General features: G+C 71.6%; 13 protein-coding genes and 1 pseudogene. 7 read left to right on the forward strand and 7 right to left on the reverse strand.

Annotated elements, in window-relative coordinates; all coding sequences use genetic code 11:
- Window positions 1-287: pseudogene (locus RM540_RS06475) on the forward strand (conjugal transfer protein TrbE); the annotation flags it as partial.
- Here RM540_RS06475 and RM540_RS06480 read toward each other — a convergent pair.
- Window positions 265-1,182 (reverse strand): hypothetical protein, encoded by a 918-nt coding sequence (locus tag RM540_RS06480; protein WP_311662736.1) that lies wholly within the window; start codon window positions 1,180-1,182, stop codon window positions 265-267. The pseudogene RM540_RS06475 and the gene RM540_RS06480 sit on opposite strands and share 23 nt — an antisense overlap.
- Before the next feature lie 257 nt (window positions 1,183-1,439).
- On the opposite strand from RM540_RS06480, the gene RM540_RS06485 reads away from it, so the two are divergent.
- Entirely contained in the window at window positions 1,440-2,201 is a 762-nt protein-coding gene (locus RM540_RS06485; protein ID WP_311662737.1) for a type IV secretion system protein, read from the forward strand.
- 123 nt (window positions 2,202-2,324) lie between these two features.
- Window positions 2,325-3,284 (forward strand): P-type conjugative transfer protein TrbL, encoded by a 960-nt coding sequence (trbL, locus tag RM540_RS06490; protein ID WP_311662738.1) that lies wholly within the window; start codon window positions 2,325-2,327, stop codon window positions 3,282-3,284.
- A gap of 199 nt (window positions 3,285-3,483) precedes the next feature.
- Here trbL and RM540_RS06495 read toward each other — a convergent pair whose 3' ends face one another.
- From RM540_RS06495 to RM540_RS06505, 3 genes are all read right to left on the reverse strand, one after another.
- Window positions 3,484-4,638 (reverse strand): AAA family ATPase, encoded by a 1,155-nt coding sequence (locus RM540_RS06495; RefSeq protein ID WP_311662739.1) that lies wholly within the window; start codon window positions 4,636-4,638, stop codon window positions 3,484-3,486.
- 146 nt (window positions 4,639-4,784) lie between these two features.
- Window positions 4,785-5,870 (reverse strand): hypothetical protein, encoded by a 1,086-nt coding sequence (locus tag RM540_RS06500; protein ID WP_311662740.1) that lies wholly within the window; start codon window positions 5,868-5,870, stop codon window positions 4,785-4,787.
- Between the two features lie 308 nt (window positions 5,871-6,178).
- On the reverse strand, window positions 6,179-7,192 hold the full coding sequence (locus tag RM540_RS06505; protein WP_311662741.1) for a hypothetical protein: 1,014 nt from the start codon (window positions 7,190-7,192) through the stop codon (window positions 6,179-6,181).
- A gap of 92 nt (window positions 7,193-7,284) precedes the next feature.
- Here RM540_RS06505 and RM540_RS06510 point away from each other — a divergent pair, with 92 nt between their 5' ends.
- Genes RM540_RS06510 through RM540_RS06525 form a run of 4 tightly spaced genes read left to right on the forward strand, consistent with a single transcriptional unit; the run spans window position 7,285 to window position 12,783 of the window.
- Complete coding sequence (locus tag RM540_RS06510; RefSeq protein ID WP_311662742.1) at window positions 7,285-8,172, forward strand: VirB8/TrbF family protein; 888 nt, start codon at window positions 7,285-7,287, stop codon at window positions 8,170-8,172.
- Window positions 8,173-8,209: 37 nt separating this feature from the next.
- Window positions 8,210-9,250, forward strand: a complete 1,041-nt coding sequence (locus RM540_RS06515) for a TrbG/VirB9 family P-type conjugative transfer protein (protein WP_311662743.1) — start codon at window positions 8,210-8,212, stop codon at window positions 9,248-9,250.
- Window positions 9,251-9,281: 31 nt separating this feature from the next.
- Window positions 9,282-10,886, forward strand: coding sequence for a TraB/TrbI/VirB10 family type IV secretion system protein (locus tag RM540_RS06520; RefSeq protein WP_311662744.1), 1,605 nt, complete (start codon window positions 9,282-9,284; stop codon window positions 10,884-10,886).
- A 1-nt stretch (window position 10,887) separates the two neighbouring features.
- Window positions 10,888-12,783, forward strand: a complete 1,896-nt coding sequence (locus RM540_RS06525; RefSeq protein ID WP_311662745.1) for a type IV secretory system conjugative DNA transfer family protein — start codon at window positions 10,888-10,890, stop codon at window positions 12,781-12,783.
- A gap of 48 nt (window positions 12,784-12,831) precedes the next feature.
- Here RM540_RS06525 and RM540_RS06530 read toward each other — a convergent pair whose 3' ends face one another.
- The 3 genes from RM540_RS06530 to RM540_RS06540 form a co-directional block, all read right to left on the reverse strand.
- Window positions 12,832-13,662, reverse strand: a complete 831-nt coding sequence (locus RM540_RS06530) for a hypothetical protein (RefSeq protein ID WP_311662746.1) — start codon at window positions 13,660-13,662, stop codon at window positions 12,832-12,834.
- A 324-nt stretch (window positions 13,663-13,986) separates the two neighbouring features.
- Complete coding sequence (locus tag RM540_RS06535; protein WP_311662747.1) at window positions 13,987-16,041, reverse strand: hypothetical protein; 2,055 nt, start codon at window positions 16,039-16,041, stop codon at window positions 13,987-13,989.
- Window positions 16,038-16,337 (reverse strand): peptidase associated/transthyretin-like domain-containing protein, encoded by a 300-nt coding sequence (locus RM540_RS06540; protein WP_311662748.1) that lies wholly within the window; start codon window positions 16,335-16,337, stop codon window positions 16,038-16,040. Before RM540_RS06540 ends, RM540_RS06535 begins: the two co-directional genes overlap by 4 nt.
- Window positions 16,338-16,376: the final 39 nt, after the last annotated feature.

The raw sequence follows: 16,376 nt of genomic DNA on the forward strand, positions 1-16,376 counted from the left end.
GGCGTCTCTCGCGAGCCCGTAAGAAGCGCGACTACTACGTCCGCTCGCCGTCGGGAGCGCGGACGTTCGACTTGGCGCTGGGGCCGCTCGAGATGGCGTTCCTGGGCACGCTTCCCGGCCGCTCCGCCGACGAGACAGTTCGGGAAGCCGCGCGGCTCGCGGAGGCTGATGGGGGTGGGTGGCCAGCCGAGTGGCTCCGGCTCTGCGGACTCGACGCCGAAGCCACCGCGCTCGACCAGTCGTACCCCACGCCCCCCGAGCCGCTTACCCCGACGACGCCGTCTTGATCACCGCGCGTACCGTCGCCGCGAACGGCGAGAGTGCGGCCTCACCGCCGTGTCCGTCGAGCCGAGGCGCCTCTGGCGCCACCAAACGGAGGGCTCGGGCGTAGCGCTCCGCGAGATCGCGAGCCTTCGATGAGGCCACGTAGTCCGACCATGCCTCGGCGCCCCGCCCCCACTCTGAGACGGCGAGCAGCACTCCAAGCGTCTCGGCCCAGTAGCCCCAGCGGGGACGTGGACCGCCTGCGAGGAGCCCAGACCACCGCGCCGCGTCGGCCACGCGGTACATGGCTGGGGAAGCCCCCGTGGACTCGGCGACTCGGGCCAACACCATCTCGCCCAGCGCGACGCGGACGGCCACGGTCGAATACCCCGACGCCTCCGCCAAATCGCGGACCGTCTGGGGCCGCTCGTTCCCGAGAAGGATGGCGAAAAGGTCGGCCTTCGCGCTCACCCCGAACGCAGCCCGGAGCCGGAGCACGAGCGCCGACGGGTCCGAGAGGTCCGGGCGGGCGGCGCCCTTCCCCGGCCGCGCGTCGAGCCCCTCCGGCCCCGCCAGCCGCTTCCACCGGCGGTCACCGGCCTCGACCGCCGAAGCCGCGAACGCGCCCAACCCGTCGGTGGTCACGGGCTCGGCGGCCCCCTTCGAGAGGGACCGCACGCGCTGGACGCTGAGCAGCGGCGCCCCAACGGACGCCCACCACAGCAGCACATCGCCGAGGCGGCGCTCGTAGGGGACGAGCGCGAGTGAAGCGAGCACGAGCGCCTCGGGGTCGAGGATTGTTCGGGGCCGCGACCCTCCCACCGACGCGCCGAGAGCACCCCACTGGCGCCACACGGCGTCGAGGGCAGCGTCCCGTGCCTGCTGGACGAAGTCGAAGGGGCTGTCGGTACTGGTCACCCGCGTGGGAAAGATTGTCTTTCGACATGAGCAGGATAATCGTTCCTCACCTATGACCCACGGCCTCTTAACATTCCCGCTAAACGCTCTTTCCGGTGCCATTCGCGATGATCGAAGCGAGCGCGAGCGGTGATGATCGGAGGTTCTACGGGTGGAAGTTCCACAGGGGGAACGTGGGCTCTGCGTGTGCACGTGAGCCGCCAGGGGCCGGTACCGCGCTCTTCGGGTGACGCCACTTCCACGAGCCCCCATAAATCATGCTCCGCCCCAGCCTGTCCCTCCGCCTCGCGCGCATCCTCCGCCTCCGGCGCTCCGTCGGACTGGCGGGGCTCCTGGCCCTCGTCGCGTTCGCGCCCGCCCAGGAGGCGAAGGCGCAGTGGGCCGTCGTCGACCCGGCGCACATCGCGAAGTCGGTCATGAACGGCCGCCAGATCGTCCAGCAGCTCCGCGCCCAGCGCGACCAGCTCGTCGCCTTCCGCGACAACGTCCGCAAGCTGCGCTCCTACAACGTCCGCGACGTGACGGGCTTCATGTCGCACCTCGACCGGACGATCTCGTCCGGCGGCCAGCTCGCCTACTCGTCGGCCAACCTCGGGCGCGAGTTCGACCAGGCCTACCGCTCGTTCGACCTCGCCGACCCGACGGCCGAGATCGGGCGGGTGCTCGAGAACCAGCTCTCGGGCTCGCTCAACACACTCCGAGCACTCCGCGAGCACGCGACGCAGCTCCAGACGTCGCGCCGCGACCTCCAGGGGTTCCAGACCCAGGTTCGCTCGGCGACGAGCGCGCAGCAGGTCGCCGAGCTCCAGGGGACCATCCAGGCGTACCAGGCGCAGGAGACCCAGATGCTCCGGCAGGTCATGATGCTCCAGGTCGACCAGTCGGCGCGGGCCGAGGCGAGCGAGGCAGCCGTGCAGGCCTACGCCCGCGAGGTCGGCAAGGCGCAGACGGCGCGGAGCCGCGCGTACGCCCGCCGGATGGGCGGACGCGACTACGGCCGCGGCCCGGTCATCGAGTAGCGCCTGCCCCGAGGACCCGCAACGAGAGAGCCGTCCCCGCTTGGCGGAGGCGGCTCTCTCGCTTCAGGTCCACGGACCTGTCTCCCATGCCACCCAGACGTCGTCCAGACCGCCGAGCATCCCGTGACTCTCCACCGACTCCGCGACTCCGCCTCTCAGCAACCCGACCGACGCAGGGTCCTCACGCGCCGCGTGCTCGGTGGGGCAGGGCTAACCGCGCTGGCGCTCGGCCTCGTCCCCGATGCGGCGGCGCAGCTCCCGCCCCCGGAGGTGCTCGACACGATCGTCGAGGACTTCCGCACGGCGGCCGACTCGGCACGTCCGGCGCTGCTCGCCATCGCGCGAGGGACGTTCGGCGTGTTGGCCATCATCGAGATCGCGCTCAGCGGGCTCTTCTGGACGCTCCGCGCCGAGGGACCGTACAAGGTGCTCACCGGCCTCGTCGTCAAGCTGGGGTGGCTCGCGTTCGCCTTCGGGCTCATCGCGACGTTCGACCGGTGGTTTCCGCCCATCATCAACGGCTTCCTCGCGGCGGGGCAATCGGCTTCGCCCGGCACGTTCAGCCCCGGCGAGGTGCTGGGGCTCGGCGTCCAGATCTCGACGTCGATGGTGGGGGCCATGTTCGAGGAGCTGTCGCTGCTCGACATCGACGGCCCGACGCTGACCAACATCGTGCTTGTCGCGATCGCGGCGCTCGTGATGGAGATCCTCTTCGCCGTCATTGCGGGGATGGTCGTCCTAGTGCTCGTCGAGTCGTTCCTCGTCCTGGCGTGCGGGTCCCTCGTGCTCGGGTTCGCGGCGTTCCGGGGGACGGCGTCGCTGGCGGACCGGTTCGTGGCCTACGTGTTCGCGGTCGGGATCAAGCTGTTCTTGCTCTTCCTGCTGGTCTCGGTCGGGATGGACATCGCCCAGGCGTGGCTCCCCATCATCGAGTCCAATCCAGGCGACGTGGCGCCGATGCTCGCGGTCCTGGGTGGGGCGATCACGTTCGCGCTGCTCGTGATCGTGCTGCCGTCGAAGGCGGCCTCGTTCTTGACACGCGACTTCCAGCCGGGCTTCGTCAAGGCGCTCTCCGCTGTGTAACTGAACCCCTCGCTTTTGCCTCCAGAGGACTGACGAGGGGAAGACAAGGAAGTCGATGTGTCCCAGACTCTCAGGAAAGCTGTCTCGTGAAGCGACTTTCCTGTTCGGGGCCGTTTTCCTGTACAGGAAAACACGGTCTATATGGAAAATGGGATCGAATGGCCTTCACATCCGAGAGTTGGATGAGATAGGGGCTGGATCACGGCACAGCGACGAAGAGCCGAAGCCACGCAGCGAAGAAGGGGTCCTCGAGGCGCACCCGTATGCCACCCTGGTGCTCCTCCTCACGCGCCACACCAGCCTTGACGAGCGCGCCGATGGCCGTCTGCATGGTGCTGGGTGATGCGAGGTTGTAGGCGCGGAGGAGATCGCCCGCGTAGAGGCCTGTCCCGCCCTCGCGAGCAACGGCGAGGAGGGCTTGCTTCTGGGTACGACTGAGCCCGTTCCAGGTCTGGGTGTAGAACGGGTCGTCCCGGCTCACGAGCCGGTCGAGCGTGGCTTGAACGCGCTCGGGTGCGACGAGCTCGCCCTCAGCGAGAGCCTCCGCCCAGGACTCGTGGGCGAGGCGCTGGACGTTGTACGGAACATCCTCGGCGAGGTCGAGGATAGCCTCGACGGCCTCGTCCGATATGGTGAGGCCTGCGTCTCGGAAACCGTTCGCGAGCGCGGGCCGGAAGTCGTCGCGGGGGACGGGACCGACAAAAAGTCGCGCCCCGAGCCGGTAGAAGGGCCGCGACTCGTCGCCGGTCATCTCGGCCAGCATCCGCGTCTTGGAGCCCGCGAAGACGTAGCCCAGGTGGTCGTGGGCCTGGACGGCTGCGCGGACCTCGCCCTCGGCCTTGATGCCGCCGTCCTCCACCACGCGCTGGAACTCGTCGATGACGACGGCGACAGGCTTGCCCGCCGTGGCCGCCAGCGCATCGAGGCCGGAGAGCGCGTCGGCGATGAGTGCGGGCTCCGACGCGCTGGCGGCGGCCGTGAGCGAGGCTGAGAAGGTGTCGGCGAGCGGGCTGTAGGTGAGTTGGGGGCGAAGCGTGCCGAACGCCTCTTGGATCTTCTTCCCTGCCTTCTGGACGGGTCCCGTCAACCGCTTCGCCGCGTCGGCGACGATCCGCTCAGCGAGCGCCGTGAGCGAAGGGTACGCCTCGGCGTTGTAGCGCAAGACAATGGCGCCTGCGGCCTCAGCCCGCTCGGTGGCGGCGCGGAGGATGGAGGTCTTCCCGAACCGGCGGGGGCCGATCAGGAAGAGGCGCTCGCGCCCGCGGAGCGCTCGGACGACAAGGTCGACCTCGTCGGTGCGGTCGACAATCTCGGTGTCGGAGAGCTCGCGGCCGAACTCGAAGGGGTTGGTCATCTCGTTACGTCGATTTACGTTACCCCAATCTACGCAATGCATAGTAGTTGCCCCTGCCGCGCATGCCGCCGTCGAAGGTGACTTCCGTTCTCGCACACGACCTCCAGCCGAGCTTCGTCCACGGGCTGTCGGCCGTGTACGTGTTCTCAAAAGCGTAGGGTCGGAAAGTCCGGATCGGCGACGAGATCGGCGAAAATGGTCCGGTCGAGGTCGCGTGCATTCGCCAAGCCCGTCCCGATGAGAACATCGGAAGGTGACCGGAGCTTGGACTGCGTGAACTGCCAGGTTGCCTGCGTGAAGCGGAGCCACTGAGCGTAGTTGATGGCGAGCGGGTTCCCAGCGTAGACCGCCACCTTTCCCACGTTCGCCGCCGCCGCAATCGCGTGTGCCGTCAGCGCCAGCGCCTGAAACCGGGGGTGCTCGCCCACCTTTTCGGCGCCAGCTATCTCCGCCTGCCGCTGCACGTCCTCGTCGTAGGACCCATCGAGCCGCCGCCGGAGCGCGAAGTAGCCGCGGATTACGGTCTCAGCCGCTGCCACCGATGTGCTCATCGTCAGAAAGTGTCGACTGTCGTACCCCTTGAGGTACATGAACCGCGCGAGCTCGCCGACCGTCCGGTCCTTCTCACCGAAGCTTCCGACGTTGAGAGCCTGGAGGAGCGTGAATCCCGGCGGCTGCACACCCATTGCCGTTGGGAAGTCGGAGAGGATGTGCCCGACGGTCCAGACGAACGCCTCGAGTGGGTTGTACGTCCCTGGCCCGAGGTCCGAGAGGTAGACCGGCATCCCGTCGCGAGAGATCGCCGTGAGCCCCCCCCGCATCACGTCAATCGTCCCTACCGCGAGTCCGATCAGTGGGTCGTGCCCAGGCGTCTGGAGTCTGTGCGTCTTCCCGCCGAACCCCTCGATGTGCTCGGCCACGTCGCCCACCCGGTCAAACGTCACCTTGCACGTCTTCTCCAGCGCCTTGCCTGCCTTCGCCAACCAGTGCTGGCTCGGGTCCTTCTGGCTGTGGAGCCACTCCGTGAGCGGGCTCCCCGTCTGGATGTGCTCCCCGAGGTACGTCATCCCCTTCGGGATGCGTACGATAGTGGAGTCCACGATCGCCGCCGTCACGCCAGCCGCAACGGCGGCGATCACGTCGTACCGGTCAAGGTCGGCCGCGAGCGTGAATCCGCCCCGGTACCGGCGTTCCAGTCGCTCGAGGGTCTCGGCTGGCAGCAGGTCGTCCAAGCTCACCGTCGCAGGGTCGATCCCACGCGCACGAAGCCGCTCCTCGGCACCGCGGTGGACCTCTGCCAACGAAGGGAGTGGGACTTGATCGGCAGCGGACCCTGAGAGTTCCACTCGGCGAAGCGGAGTTGTGGTCCGTTGCGTATCTGGTTCGACGCCCGTCTCAGCTACGAGGCGCTGGACCCGCGAGTTCAGATCGTCGAGGCGGTCAGACGTTTCCCGAGCAGAGCCGAGGTCGGCTCGCGCCTTGGCCCGCTGGCGGTCCGTCTCAGCGTGAAGGTCTACGAGGGAAAGCGTCAGTCCGTCGCTCATGCCGCCTTCTCGCTTTTCATCCACTTGATGGCGTTATCCAGCGCCTCGACCGTCGCCTCCAGATCCTTCAGGCGGGCCGAGTTCTTCTCGTTCAGCTTCTGCTCCTTGTCCAGCGTTTCCTGGACCTCCTGGCGGTCCTTCTCGAGCGCACGGATCGCCTCGCTCGCCTTCTTCGTGTGCAGTTGATTGTGGAGTAGAACCTCGCGGTAAGAGGTCTGGAGCTTGACGAGTTCGGCCTTCGCCCCAGCCGCGCCGAGTTGGATGAGGAAGGCCCCGCCGCCCATCGCCGTTCCTCCCACGGCAATCGCGGTGCCCGTGACGAGGTAAAGCCCGCCAGCCATTCCAGCGCCGCCAGCCGCCAGCGTTCCGCCGCCCAGAAGCGCAAGGCCGTGCGCCGTTGCCGCAGCTCCGGAGAGGCCTGCGGCGGCCCCCAGCTTGGCCGCGAGGATGGGCGCAGCTGCGTAACCGCCGATGCCTACGAGCACGGCTCCGCCGATCCCGATTGCCAGGACCTTGCCGACGTTGAGATTCCGGTGGGCCTTGAGCGCTTCCTTCTTCGTCTTCAAGACGTCATCCACCCGCTCGGTCGGCACCCCGACGCGCTTGGACACCGTCTTGAGCGCATCGCAGAAATTGGAGTCTCCGAACTTCAGCTCGTACGGAGCGAATGGGTTGGAGAACGCAAGATCGATGAGAAGGGTCGTCCTGTGATCGTCCGGTAGGTCTGTTGGCATCCGGCCAACAATCTGCGAGAGCGTCTGAGCGCCGTCGGTCTCCTCAGGGAACGCCTCCCGGATCAGATCTCGCTTGAGCCGTACGACCCTGCCCTTCTTTTTCCGGCGGTCGTCGTTCGTTTCCGCCTTGGCCAGTTCGTTGGCGAGGGAGAGGCCACCTACTGCGATGGCGAATGAGTAGACGTGATCTTCGGCCGAAGGCTTCGCTTGCATGATCGATTGGTTGGACGACTTCGAGAGATGGGCGGGGATGATAATCCCCTTCGCGAGAATCAAGGGGGTCACGCTGGCCGCACCAAGATGAGCCTCGGGAAGGTCCGAGCGCGCTCAGGGAGGAGAAGCCATCCGGGGCGTACTCCCCACTGCCCGTGCCCCTTCCGAGTCTCCGTCGCCGCCCCTCATCCACGAACGGGACCGCCTCGCTGTCGCGGCAGGGCTCGAAACCCGAGGGGTGGGACTACGACGGGAAGACTCCGCCGGAGGTGCTCTGCGGACGGTCCGAGTTCCACCGGGCGTTCTCCGGTCTCGCGCGCGGCAAGCGGAACTGGCAGCTCGCTGCCTTCTTCGCCTTCGCCATGCTCGCGCTCGCTGTCGCCGGGCTGGTGACGCTCGCGGCCCAGAGCCGGGTCGTCCCGTACGTCGTCGAGGTCGACCGGTTGGGCCGGGCGTCCGCGATCGCGCCCGCCGAGGCGGTCCCGGCCGTAGCCGACCGCGTCGTGATCGCGGCGCTCTCGGCGTTCGTCTCCAACATCCGGACGGTCTACGCCGACCCTGTCGCGCAGCGCGACGCCGTCTACCGGGCCTACGCCTACGTCGGCGGCGACGCTCGGGGCTTCCTGGAAGCCTACTTCTCCGACCCGCAGAACGACCCGCGGCGCCTGGGCACGGGCGCCCGACGCAGCGTCGAGGTCGTCGCCGTGATCCCCGTTCCGGGGGCGGCCTCTGGCGCCCGGACCTACCGCGTGACGTGGAACGAGACCGAGTCGTCGCCCCAGCGCGGCGACACCGAGCGGGCGTGGGAAGGCTACCTGTCCGTCGTGGTCGCCCCGCCGACGACGACCGAGGGCATCGAGCGCAACCCGCTGGGCGTGTTCGTGACCGACCTCTCGTGGAGCCCGCTCGCGGGCGCCACCGAGGTGGAGGAGCCCGAGACGCCAGAGGCCGAGCCCGACGAGGCGCCCGCGCTCCGAGGCGTCCTCGCGCGACCGACGCCCGAGGCCCAACCGACCGCACGTCCAGACACTCTCCGCCCCTAGTCACCTAGGGTCTAGGCCCTAGCCAACGCTCCGCTCCATGTCCACCCGATTTCCCCTTCTCGCCGCCCTCCTCGTGTTCGCCGCCTCGGCGTCGGCGCAGCCGTTGCCCGAGGCTACCCCAGACGTTCAGACCGTGGTAGACCTGAGCGTCGCCCCGGCCTCTGGCGTCGCCGAGCGGGCCGTCGGCCGTCCCGTCGGCGACGGGTTCGACGGCGGCGCCGTCGTCGTGACGGCGGGCGAGATGGAGGAGGCGCTCGGCGAGCTCGTCCGCGAGTACCAGCGGACAGGCCGCGCGGGCGTGCTCCGCCAGTCGGCCGTGTGGGTCTTCCCGTTCGGCCACACCCAGCCGGTCCTCGCCTGCGCGCCGCTCCGGGCGTCGGTCGTCGAGCTCGAAGAGGGCGAGACGGTCCTGGGCGTCGTCGCCGGCGACACCGAGCGGTTCGCCATCGACCTCACCACGACGGGGCCGGGCGGGCGGACGCCGCTCGTCGTCGTGAAGCCGCTGGCGTACGACGTGACGACGAACGTCGTGGTCTCGACCGACCGCCGGGTCTACCACGTCACGCTGGACTCGGCACCCCGGCCGAGCAGGGGAGGGGAGCTCAACCCCCAGTCGCGCTACGCCCGCCACGTCCGGTTCTACTACCCCGACGACGCGCTCGCCGCGCTTGCGGCGGCCGAGAGCGGAGCGCCCATGCCAACGGCGCCGCCGTCCTCTGGCGACGGCGTCTCGCTCGACGACTTGTCGTTCGGCTACGAGTGGTCGGGCTCGCCCGAACTCCGCGATCGGCTCGAGCGCGTGTTCGACGACGGCGTCCACACCTACCTCCAGCTCTCGGCCGACCCGAGCGGGGAGGCCCCGGTGCTCTACGTGATCGGCCCAGACGGCTCGCGCGAGATCGTCAACTACGCCTACCGCCCCGGTCGCGCGGGCGCTGGGACCTACGTAGCCGACCGGGTGCTCGACCGCGCCGACCTCGTCGTCGGGGCGACGGTCAAGAAGGGGCCGTTCGGGCTCTTCGGCCGCCGCCAGGTCGAGCGCTTCGTCCGCATCGCTCGCGTCCCTCGGTCCCGCTAGCCGGTGCCGTCCACTCAACCGCTCCCCCCCGATGGCCCACGACCCTTTCGACGACCTCGACGGCTCCTCCCTCGACGGCACGCCCGACGACGCCCCTCGCCACCCGCCCTTGGGCGAGTTCGAGCTGGCGGACACGGCTCCGCCGAGCTCCGACGAGCCGTTTTCCTTCGACGCCGACAAGCCCGAGGCTCCGCGCGGCGACTTCCTTGGCACCGACGACGGCCGCTACGAGCCCGTCCGCGTCAACCGCCGCCTCGTTCTCGGCGGGCTCCTGATCGCAGCCGCGGCCGTGCTCTTGGGCCTCCTCGTGCTCTCGGGCGACTCGGCCACACCCGACGCCGACCTCACGGTCGAGCGGCCCGAGGCGGCGCCCCCGGAGTTCTTGGAGCGGGGCGACCCGTACGCGGCCGACGGCGGCGCCGGGCTCGCGGCCGAGCCGGACGTCGTCTATGCCGACCCGTACGCGGACCCTTACGGCGCGGCCTACGTGACCCCGCCCTACGCGCCGGACTACGGCTCCACAGCCGCTGTCGGCCCGACGGCGTCTGCTCCCTCGTACACGTCACCCTCGTACGCTTCGGCCCCAAGAAACGGAATGACGATGGGGGAGGTCGCGACGCCAGAGGCCGACGCCTTCGAGCGCGCGCTGCTCTCGCCCGTCGTCGCGCGAGCGGGCGAGCTCACGCTCGATACAACCTCGCCGTTCGGTGGGCCGCCGCCAGAGGTCTCGCCCCTCGACCCCGAGCTCCAGCGCGAGGTCGACGAGATCCGCCTGATCGCCGAGCAGTTCGCGCCGCCCGGCGCCGCGCCAGAGGCCCAGGAGCGTGCGCCTCTGGCGACAGTGTCCGCTCCCCCGACCGCGAGCCCATCAGGCGGCCTCGTCGCGCCAGAGGCGCCGCGTAGGGCCTCTGGCGACGCGCCCGGACCCGAGAGCCGCCGGGCGTTCGCGGCGCGCACGTCAACGCTCGGAAAGGGCCGCTACGGCGTCCGCGTCCAGTCGCCCGAGACGCCGTTCGTGTTGCAGGCCGGGACGGTCATCCCGGCCGCGCTCGTGACCGGCCTCGACTCCGAGCTACCCGGCGCCGTCACGGGCCAGGTCACGCGCGACGTGTACGACAGCCGCTCGCAGCGCCACGTGCTCGTCCCGAAGGGGAGCCGCCTCATCGGCGAGTACGACGACCAAATCGCGTACGGCCAGAACCGGGCGCTCGTGGCCTGGACCCGGCTCATCTTCCCCGACGGCCGCTCGGTCGCGCTCCCCGGCCTCGACGCGAAGGACCTCCGGGGCTACTCCGGGCTCCGAGGCCGTGTGGACCGCCACTTTATGCAGACGTTCGGCTCGGCCGTGCTGCTCGCGACCGTCGGCGCGGGAGCCCAGCTCGCACAGCCTGACGGCGGCGGAAACGACTTCGCGCAGAGCCCCCAGGAGGTGATCGCGGGTCAGATCGCGCTCGAGCTCTCGCGCGTGGCCTCGAAGGTCGTCGAGCGCGGCCTCGACGTGCAGCCGACGCTCCGCATCTCGCCCGGCCACCGGTTCACGGTCCTCTTGGCGCGCGACCTCGCCTTCGCCGGTCCGTACAAGACGCCTCCGGCGGAGCTCCGCTTCGTGCGCCCATCGGTGCCACGCCGCAGGTAGCGTGGAGGCGCAGGACACCGTCCCCGGCTCGCGCCCCGGCGGCGCCCTGCTGGCGCTCTTAGCGGTCCCCGTCGGCGTCGCGTCCATCGTCGCGACGCACGCGCTGGCGTGGTACGCCGAGTTCCACCCAGCGCTCGGTGACCCGCTCCACGACCCCGCCCCGCCAGTCGTCGTCGTTGTGTGGGCGCTCACGGCCGCAGCCTTCGGCGGGATCGGCCACACGCTCCTGGTGGACCGCAACCGGGGCGGGTGGGCGCTCGTGCTCCTGGTGATGGTGATGGCCCCGGTCCTGGTCGGGCCGCTCTACCAACCGTCGGACGGAGCGCGCTGGATCGCACAGGCCGTCCGCACGGTCGGAGCGGGTTCGCCGCCCGTCCAGGTAGCCGGGTGGTCGTTCGCGGTGTCGTGGCTCGTCGCGCTCGTGGCGATGGTCGTCCTGACGAGGCCCGAGCCACGCGAGACCTCGTCGAGCCACGGCTCCGCGTCGTGGGGCGACGGGGCCGCGCTGGCGGACGCCACAGGCGGCGTGCTCGTCGGCCGAGGTCAGCCGAAGCACAGTAAGAAGCCGGGGCCGGTCTTGCGCTACGACGGGCCAGGCCACTTGCTCACCGTCGCCCCAACGCGGGCAGGCAAGGGCGTCGGCGCCGTCGTCCCGAACCTCTTGAACCACGGCGGCTCAGTTGTCGTGACCGACCCGAAGGGCGAGAATTTCGCGCTCACGGCGGTGCACCGGCGCCAGAGGCTCGGCCAGCGCGTCGTCGGGCTCGACCCGTTCGGACTGGCGGGCCGCCTGGGCCTCCCCGAGTCCGAGGTCGAGGCGGCGCGGGGCGCGCTCAACCCGCTCGACTTGATCGACTCTGCCAGCCCGGACGCGGCCGACGACGCGGCGATGATCGCCGACATGTTGGTCGTGCCCCAGCCGGGCGGTGGGGCCGGTGCGTTCTGGGACGAGGAGGCGAAGGCGCTCCTGGCGGGGCTCGTGCTCTACGTCGCGCTCTCGCGCGTTAGCGCGGAGCGGTCGCTCCCCCACGTCCGAGAACTCTTGACGCTCGCGCCAGAGGCCTTCGACGACCTGCTCGTCACGATGGGCGGACACCCCGACGCGACCGTGCAGCGGACCTCCAACCGGCTCCGCCAGAAGGCCGACCGTGAACGCTCCGGCGTCGTCTCGTCGGCCCAGAGCCACACACACTTCCTCGACTCGCCCCGGATGCTGGCTGTGCTAGGCGAGAGCACGTTCGACCCGGCAGATCTCGCCAGAGGCGAATTGTCCATCTACCTCATGGTGCCACCAGACCGGCTCGACACGTTCTCGCGGTGGCTCCGGTTGGTCGTCGCGACCTCGCTCGTCGCCGTGACGCGGGCGCGGCCGATCACGGTCGGCGGTGGGGGAGGCCCCGGCGGCAAGGGACCGGGCCGCGTGCTCTTCCTCCTCGACGAGTTCGCCCAGCTTGGCCCGATGGCGCCCGTCCGCCGGGCCGTCTCGCTCATGGCGGGCTACGGCGTCCAGGTGTGGCCCTTCTTGCAGGACCTCGGCCAGCTCAAGCAGACCTACCCGAAGGACTGGGAGACGTTCGTGGCGAACACCGATGTGGTCCAGGCCTTCGGGACGACGGACCAGTTCACAGCCGAGTACCTCTCGAAGATGGCGGGCACGCGGACCGTGTTCTCGCACGGGGCTACGACGGGGAAGAGCCGGAGCCGGGGCAAGAGTCGGTCGTCGGGCCGGAGCGAGGGGGCGTCGCTCAGCGAGCACGGGCGCCCACTCGTGATGCCGGACGAGCTCCGGCTGATGGACGAGGCCGAGCAGCTCCTCCTGGTCCGGGGCCACCGGCCCGTCCGATGCCGGAAGCTCCGGTTCTACGAGGACGCCGAGTTCGAGGGGCTTACACCGTGACACTCAGCACCTCCGGTAACGGCGCTTCCCTCACCTGGCGCCAGGTGCTCAGTACGGGTTGCTGGTGAACACCTCGAACCCCGCAGCCTGCGCGGCCTGGCCGAGCTCGCTGCGGGCGACGACCTCGGCGAGCACGTTGGGGGGCAGGACATCGATTGAACTGTCGGGGCGGCGGTGCCACACGAAGACATTGGCGAGCCGCTGGACGGCATCGGCGCGGAGGTAGAGCCTCCCGTCGCGGAGGCGGGTCTCGGGGCCGGTGAGCATCGTCAGCGCGGGCTGGCCGAGGGCGTCGGCGATGAGCACGGCGTCGAGCCAGACGGCGCCGTCGGCGGGGAAGGCCGCCACGTCGGCGTCGGTGCCGATGCGGCGGTACGAGAACCCGAGGTCGTCCACGGGCGGGACGTCCACGTGGGCCAGGCGGAGGGCGAGCGAGCCGGGGGGCGGGGTGGAGCCGGGGGCGGTGGACGGATCGACCCGGAGCGCGGCGGCGATCCAGTACGGTCCGGGGCACCCGGCGGGGACGGGCGTGGCGAGGCCCTGTGGCTCGGTGCTGGTTTCTCCGCCGGACAGGAAGATCGGGACGCCCTGGCCGGCGACGAAGCCGGTCCGGGCGTCGGCGACGCGGTTGTGCACCGGGTCGAACGCGACGTGGGCGGGCCAGACGACGAGGTAGCTCTCGGACGGCGCGCCCTCGACGTCGGTTTGGAACCGGAGGCACGGGCCGTCCACGGCCAGGACGCCCGCTGCGAGGGCTTCCCCCTCGTCCGCGATCCCGCGAGGGAGCTGGGGGAAGGCGACTGCGCCGGGAGGGGCGGGCTCGGGAGACGGCTGGCACCCGGCGAGGAGCGCGAGGGCGACGAAGGCGAGGCGGGTCATGGGCTCGGGGGGCGGGTGAAGACGGCCCGGCCGCCGTCGCGGCCGTAGGCGACGAACTGGTCGTCGGTGACCTCGATCTCGCCCGTCACGAGCGGAAAGCCGACGTCGGGCGGGGCGCCGTCGGGGCAGGCGGATGCTCAGACCGGTGTGTGGGAGGGGCCGAGTTGGGCGTCAGGTACGGACGACGAGTCGGTGGAGACGCGAGCCGAGGAGTCGGATAGGGCCTCGCGGGGACGGGCGTCGGCGCGCGGTTCCGGGGCGGGTTGCGAGGGGCCGCACGAGGCGAGGGCGAGCGCGACGAGGAAGGCCGTGAGGCGCATGGGGTCAGGGGGCGAGGCGGTGGAGGAACCCGTCGCGGCCGAGCCACCGGCCGTCGGGCGAGAATGCGAGCCAGCCCGAGGCGTCGATCTCGCCGGGCACGTCGGCCACAACGACCGGCGCCGCCAGCGGGCCGCCGGGGACGGGGCGGGTCCAGACGTAGAGCCGCGTCCGGGCGTGGCGGTCGCCCTCGACCCCGCGCGTCGTCGCGGCCACGACGACGGCCGCGGCGACGCGCCGACCGTCGGCGCTCACGGAGACCTGGGACGGCGGCTCGGCGGCGGGGACGGCGAGCCCGACCGGCTGGCGGGTCCCGTCGGCGCCCACAGTCTCGACCCAGGCCGTGCCGTCGGCGAAGGCCCCGACGGCCAGGCGGGGGGCATCGGGGCCGCTCGGCGTCGGCTCCCACCAGAGCCCGACCGGCGCGGCGTACGGCCCCCAGGGTGCCTCCGGGTAGGGCAGGAGCCGGCGCGGCGAGCCCGGCCGCCCGTCGGCGCCCAGCGGGACGGCCCAGACGCCTGCCCGGCGCGGGTCGCCGGAGTCCGGCCCGGCAATGCCATCGACGCCCGCCACGACGGTGCGGCCGTCGGGCGCGAACGCGAGGGGGCCGACCGTCCGTCCGACCAGCCCGAGCGGCCAGGCGCGCCCGGTCTCGACGTCGGCTAGCGCGAGGACGCCCTCGGCGAACTCGCCGCGCTCGTAGGCGACGTACCGGCCGTCGGCCGAGGCGGCGACGCGGAGCCCGGCCACGTCGCGGGCGACGGTCGTGGGCGGGCCGGCGGCGCCGTCCGGCCCGAGCGTGACGCGGACGAGGTGGGCGGGCCACCCGGTCGGCCCGCCGACCAGGAGCGTCGCCGAAGCGGGCGGGCCTGGCGAGACGGCGAGGTCGCTCGCGCCGGTGTTCTGAGCCGAGAGGCCGGCGACGGGGCGGACGGTGAGCGTCGTCGTGTCGGCGGCGACCAGGCGGAGGTCGCGGGGGCCGAGGAACTCGACGCCGTAGACCGTGCGGCCGTTGGGACCCCACGCCGGGTCGGTCCGGATCGGGAGCCGGTCGCCGTAGACGGGCCGCGGGGGCGCGACCGGGCTCGGGCCGGGGTCGCCCCACCCGGCGTACCCGGCGAGTTCGAGGCGGACGGGGAGCCCCGGCAGTCCCAACGGCTCCAGGGCCGCGCGGGCGCGCCGGACGGCGGCCTCGGTGGCGTAGCCGTGGACGGCCTGGCCGGCCTGCTCGTCGAGCCACGACGACGACGACCCGGCGAGCTGCCACAGGACGGCCGAGCGGTCGCGGACGCTGGCGAGCGTCTCGGCCGTGACCGGCGCGCGCTCGACGCGCGTGGGGCGGCCCGCGAACCGCTCCATGCCCTCGCGGGCGAGGACGGCCTGGACGGCGGCCTCTTCGGCCTGGGGGTCGCCGATCCCCGGTGGCCCGAGGAGCACGACGAGCGTGTCGCCGTCCACGGTTACGCCCGCGAAGCCGGGGACGACGTCGCGGGCGAACGCGGCGTCGAGGTCGTCGCGCGACGGGCCGACGTTGGTGTAAGGCGGGGCGGGCGCCCGGTCGGCGACGAGGTCGAGCGTGCCCGCCTCGCCCGCGAGGGTGGGGTCGGCCGCGTCCGCCGCCCGCCCGCCGAGCGCGAGCGCGCGGGGGACGAACCGCTGGGCCTGTGGGTCCCAGACGACGGCGACCAAGCAGTTCGGGGCGGGGGACTCGAGGTCGCTGGCTGGCGGGTCCGTAAGGGCAGCGCGGTAGCGGCCGTTGGCGTCGGCGGAGACGAGGGTGGCGGCGAGGAGGTCGAGCGGCGTGCCGGCGCAGGCGCCTCGGGACTCGGGGTCAGGGGCGTAGCGGAGGCCGACCAGGACCCCGGCGCCCGGCGTGGGCTCGCCGTCGGACGTCGTGACGCGGCCCGTGACCGTCCACGTCTGGGGAGCCGACGGGTCTGGGGGAGCGTCGGCCCCCGCGACCTCAGCGACGGGAGGCGCGGTGGAGGGCGCCGCCGGGGGAGCCGACGACGCGCACCCGGCGAGGGCGGCGGCGAGCGCGAGGAGGGCGGGGCGGGTCATGGGGCGTCGAGGACGGCGTCGAGGTCGCGCTCCCACGTCCGGTACTGCGGTCCGCCCACGCGGAGGCGGAGCCCCGGGCGGTGGGGGACGGCGAGCGAGAACCGGCCGTCGAGGCCGGTCGTGGTACCGGCGACGAGCGCGCCTTCGGCGTCGAGGACGGAGACCTGGACGGCGGGCATCGGGCCGTTGAGGACGCGGGCCTCGCCGGCGACGGAGGCGACGCCGTCGGCCAGGAGGGTGTCGGAGACGACGACCTCGACGGCCATCGGGCCGGAGATCGTTTCGTCGAAGAACACGGCCGGCTGCGGAGCGCAGCCCGCGGCAAGCACGAGCGC

The sequence above is a fragment of the Rubrivirga litoralis genome (genome assembly GCF_031846415.1).
GTDB lineage: Bacteria > Bacteroidota > Rhodothermia > Rhodothermales > Rubricoccaceae > Rubrivirga > Rubrivirga litoralis.

Excerpts from the sequence above, each read along its gene's own strand:
- RM540_RS06485 (WP_311662737.1), top strand. The coding sequence starts at position 1,440 with ATGCTCCGCCCCAGCCTGTCCCTCCGCCTCGCGCGCATCCTCCGCCTC.
- RM540_RS06495 (WP_311662739.1), bottom strand. The coding sequence starts at position 4,638 with ATGACCAACCCCTTCGAGTTCGGCCGCGAGCTCTCCGACACCGAGATT.
- RM540_RS06515 (WP_311662743.1), top strand. The coding sequence starts at position 8,210 with ATGTCCACCCGATTTCCCCTTCTCGCCGCCCTCCTCGTGTTCGCCGCC.
- RM540_RS06520 (WP_311662744.1), top strand. The coding sequence starts at position 9,282 with ATGGCCCACGACCCTTTCGACGACCTCGACGGCTCCTCCCTCGACGGC.
- RM540_RS06530 (WP_311662746.1), bottom strand. The coding sequence starts at position 13,662 with ATGACCCGCCTCGCCTTCGTCGCCCTCGCGCTCCTCGCCGGGTGCCAG.
- RM540_RS06535 (WP_311662747.1), bottom strand. The coding sequence starts at position 16,041 with ATGACCCGCCCCGCCCTCCTCGCGCTCGCCGCCGCCCTCGCCGGGTGC.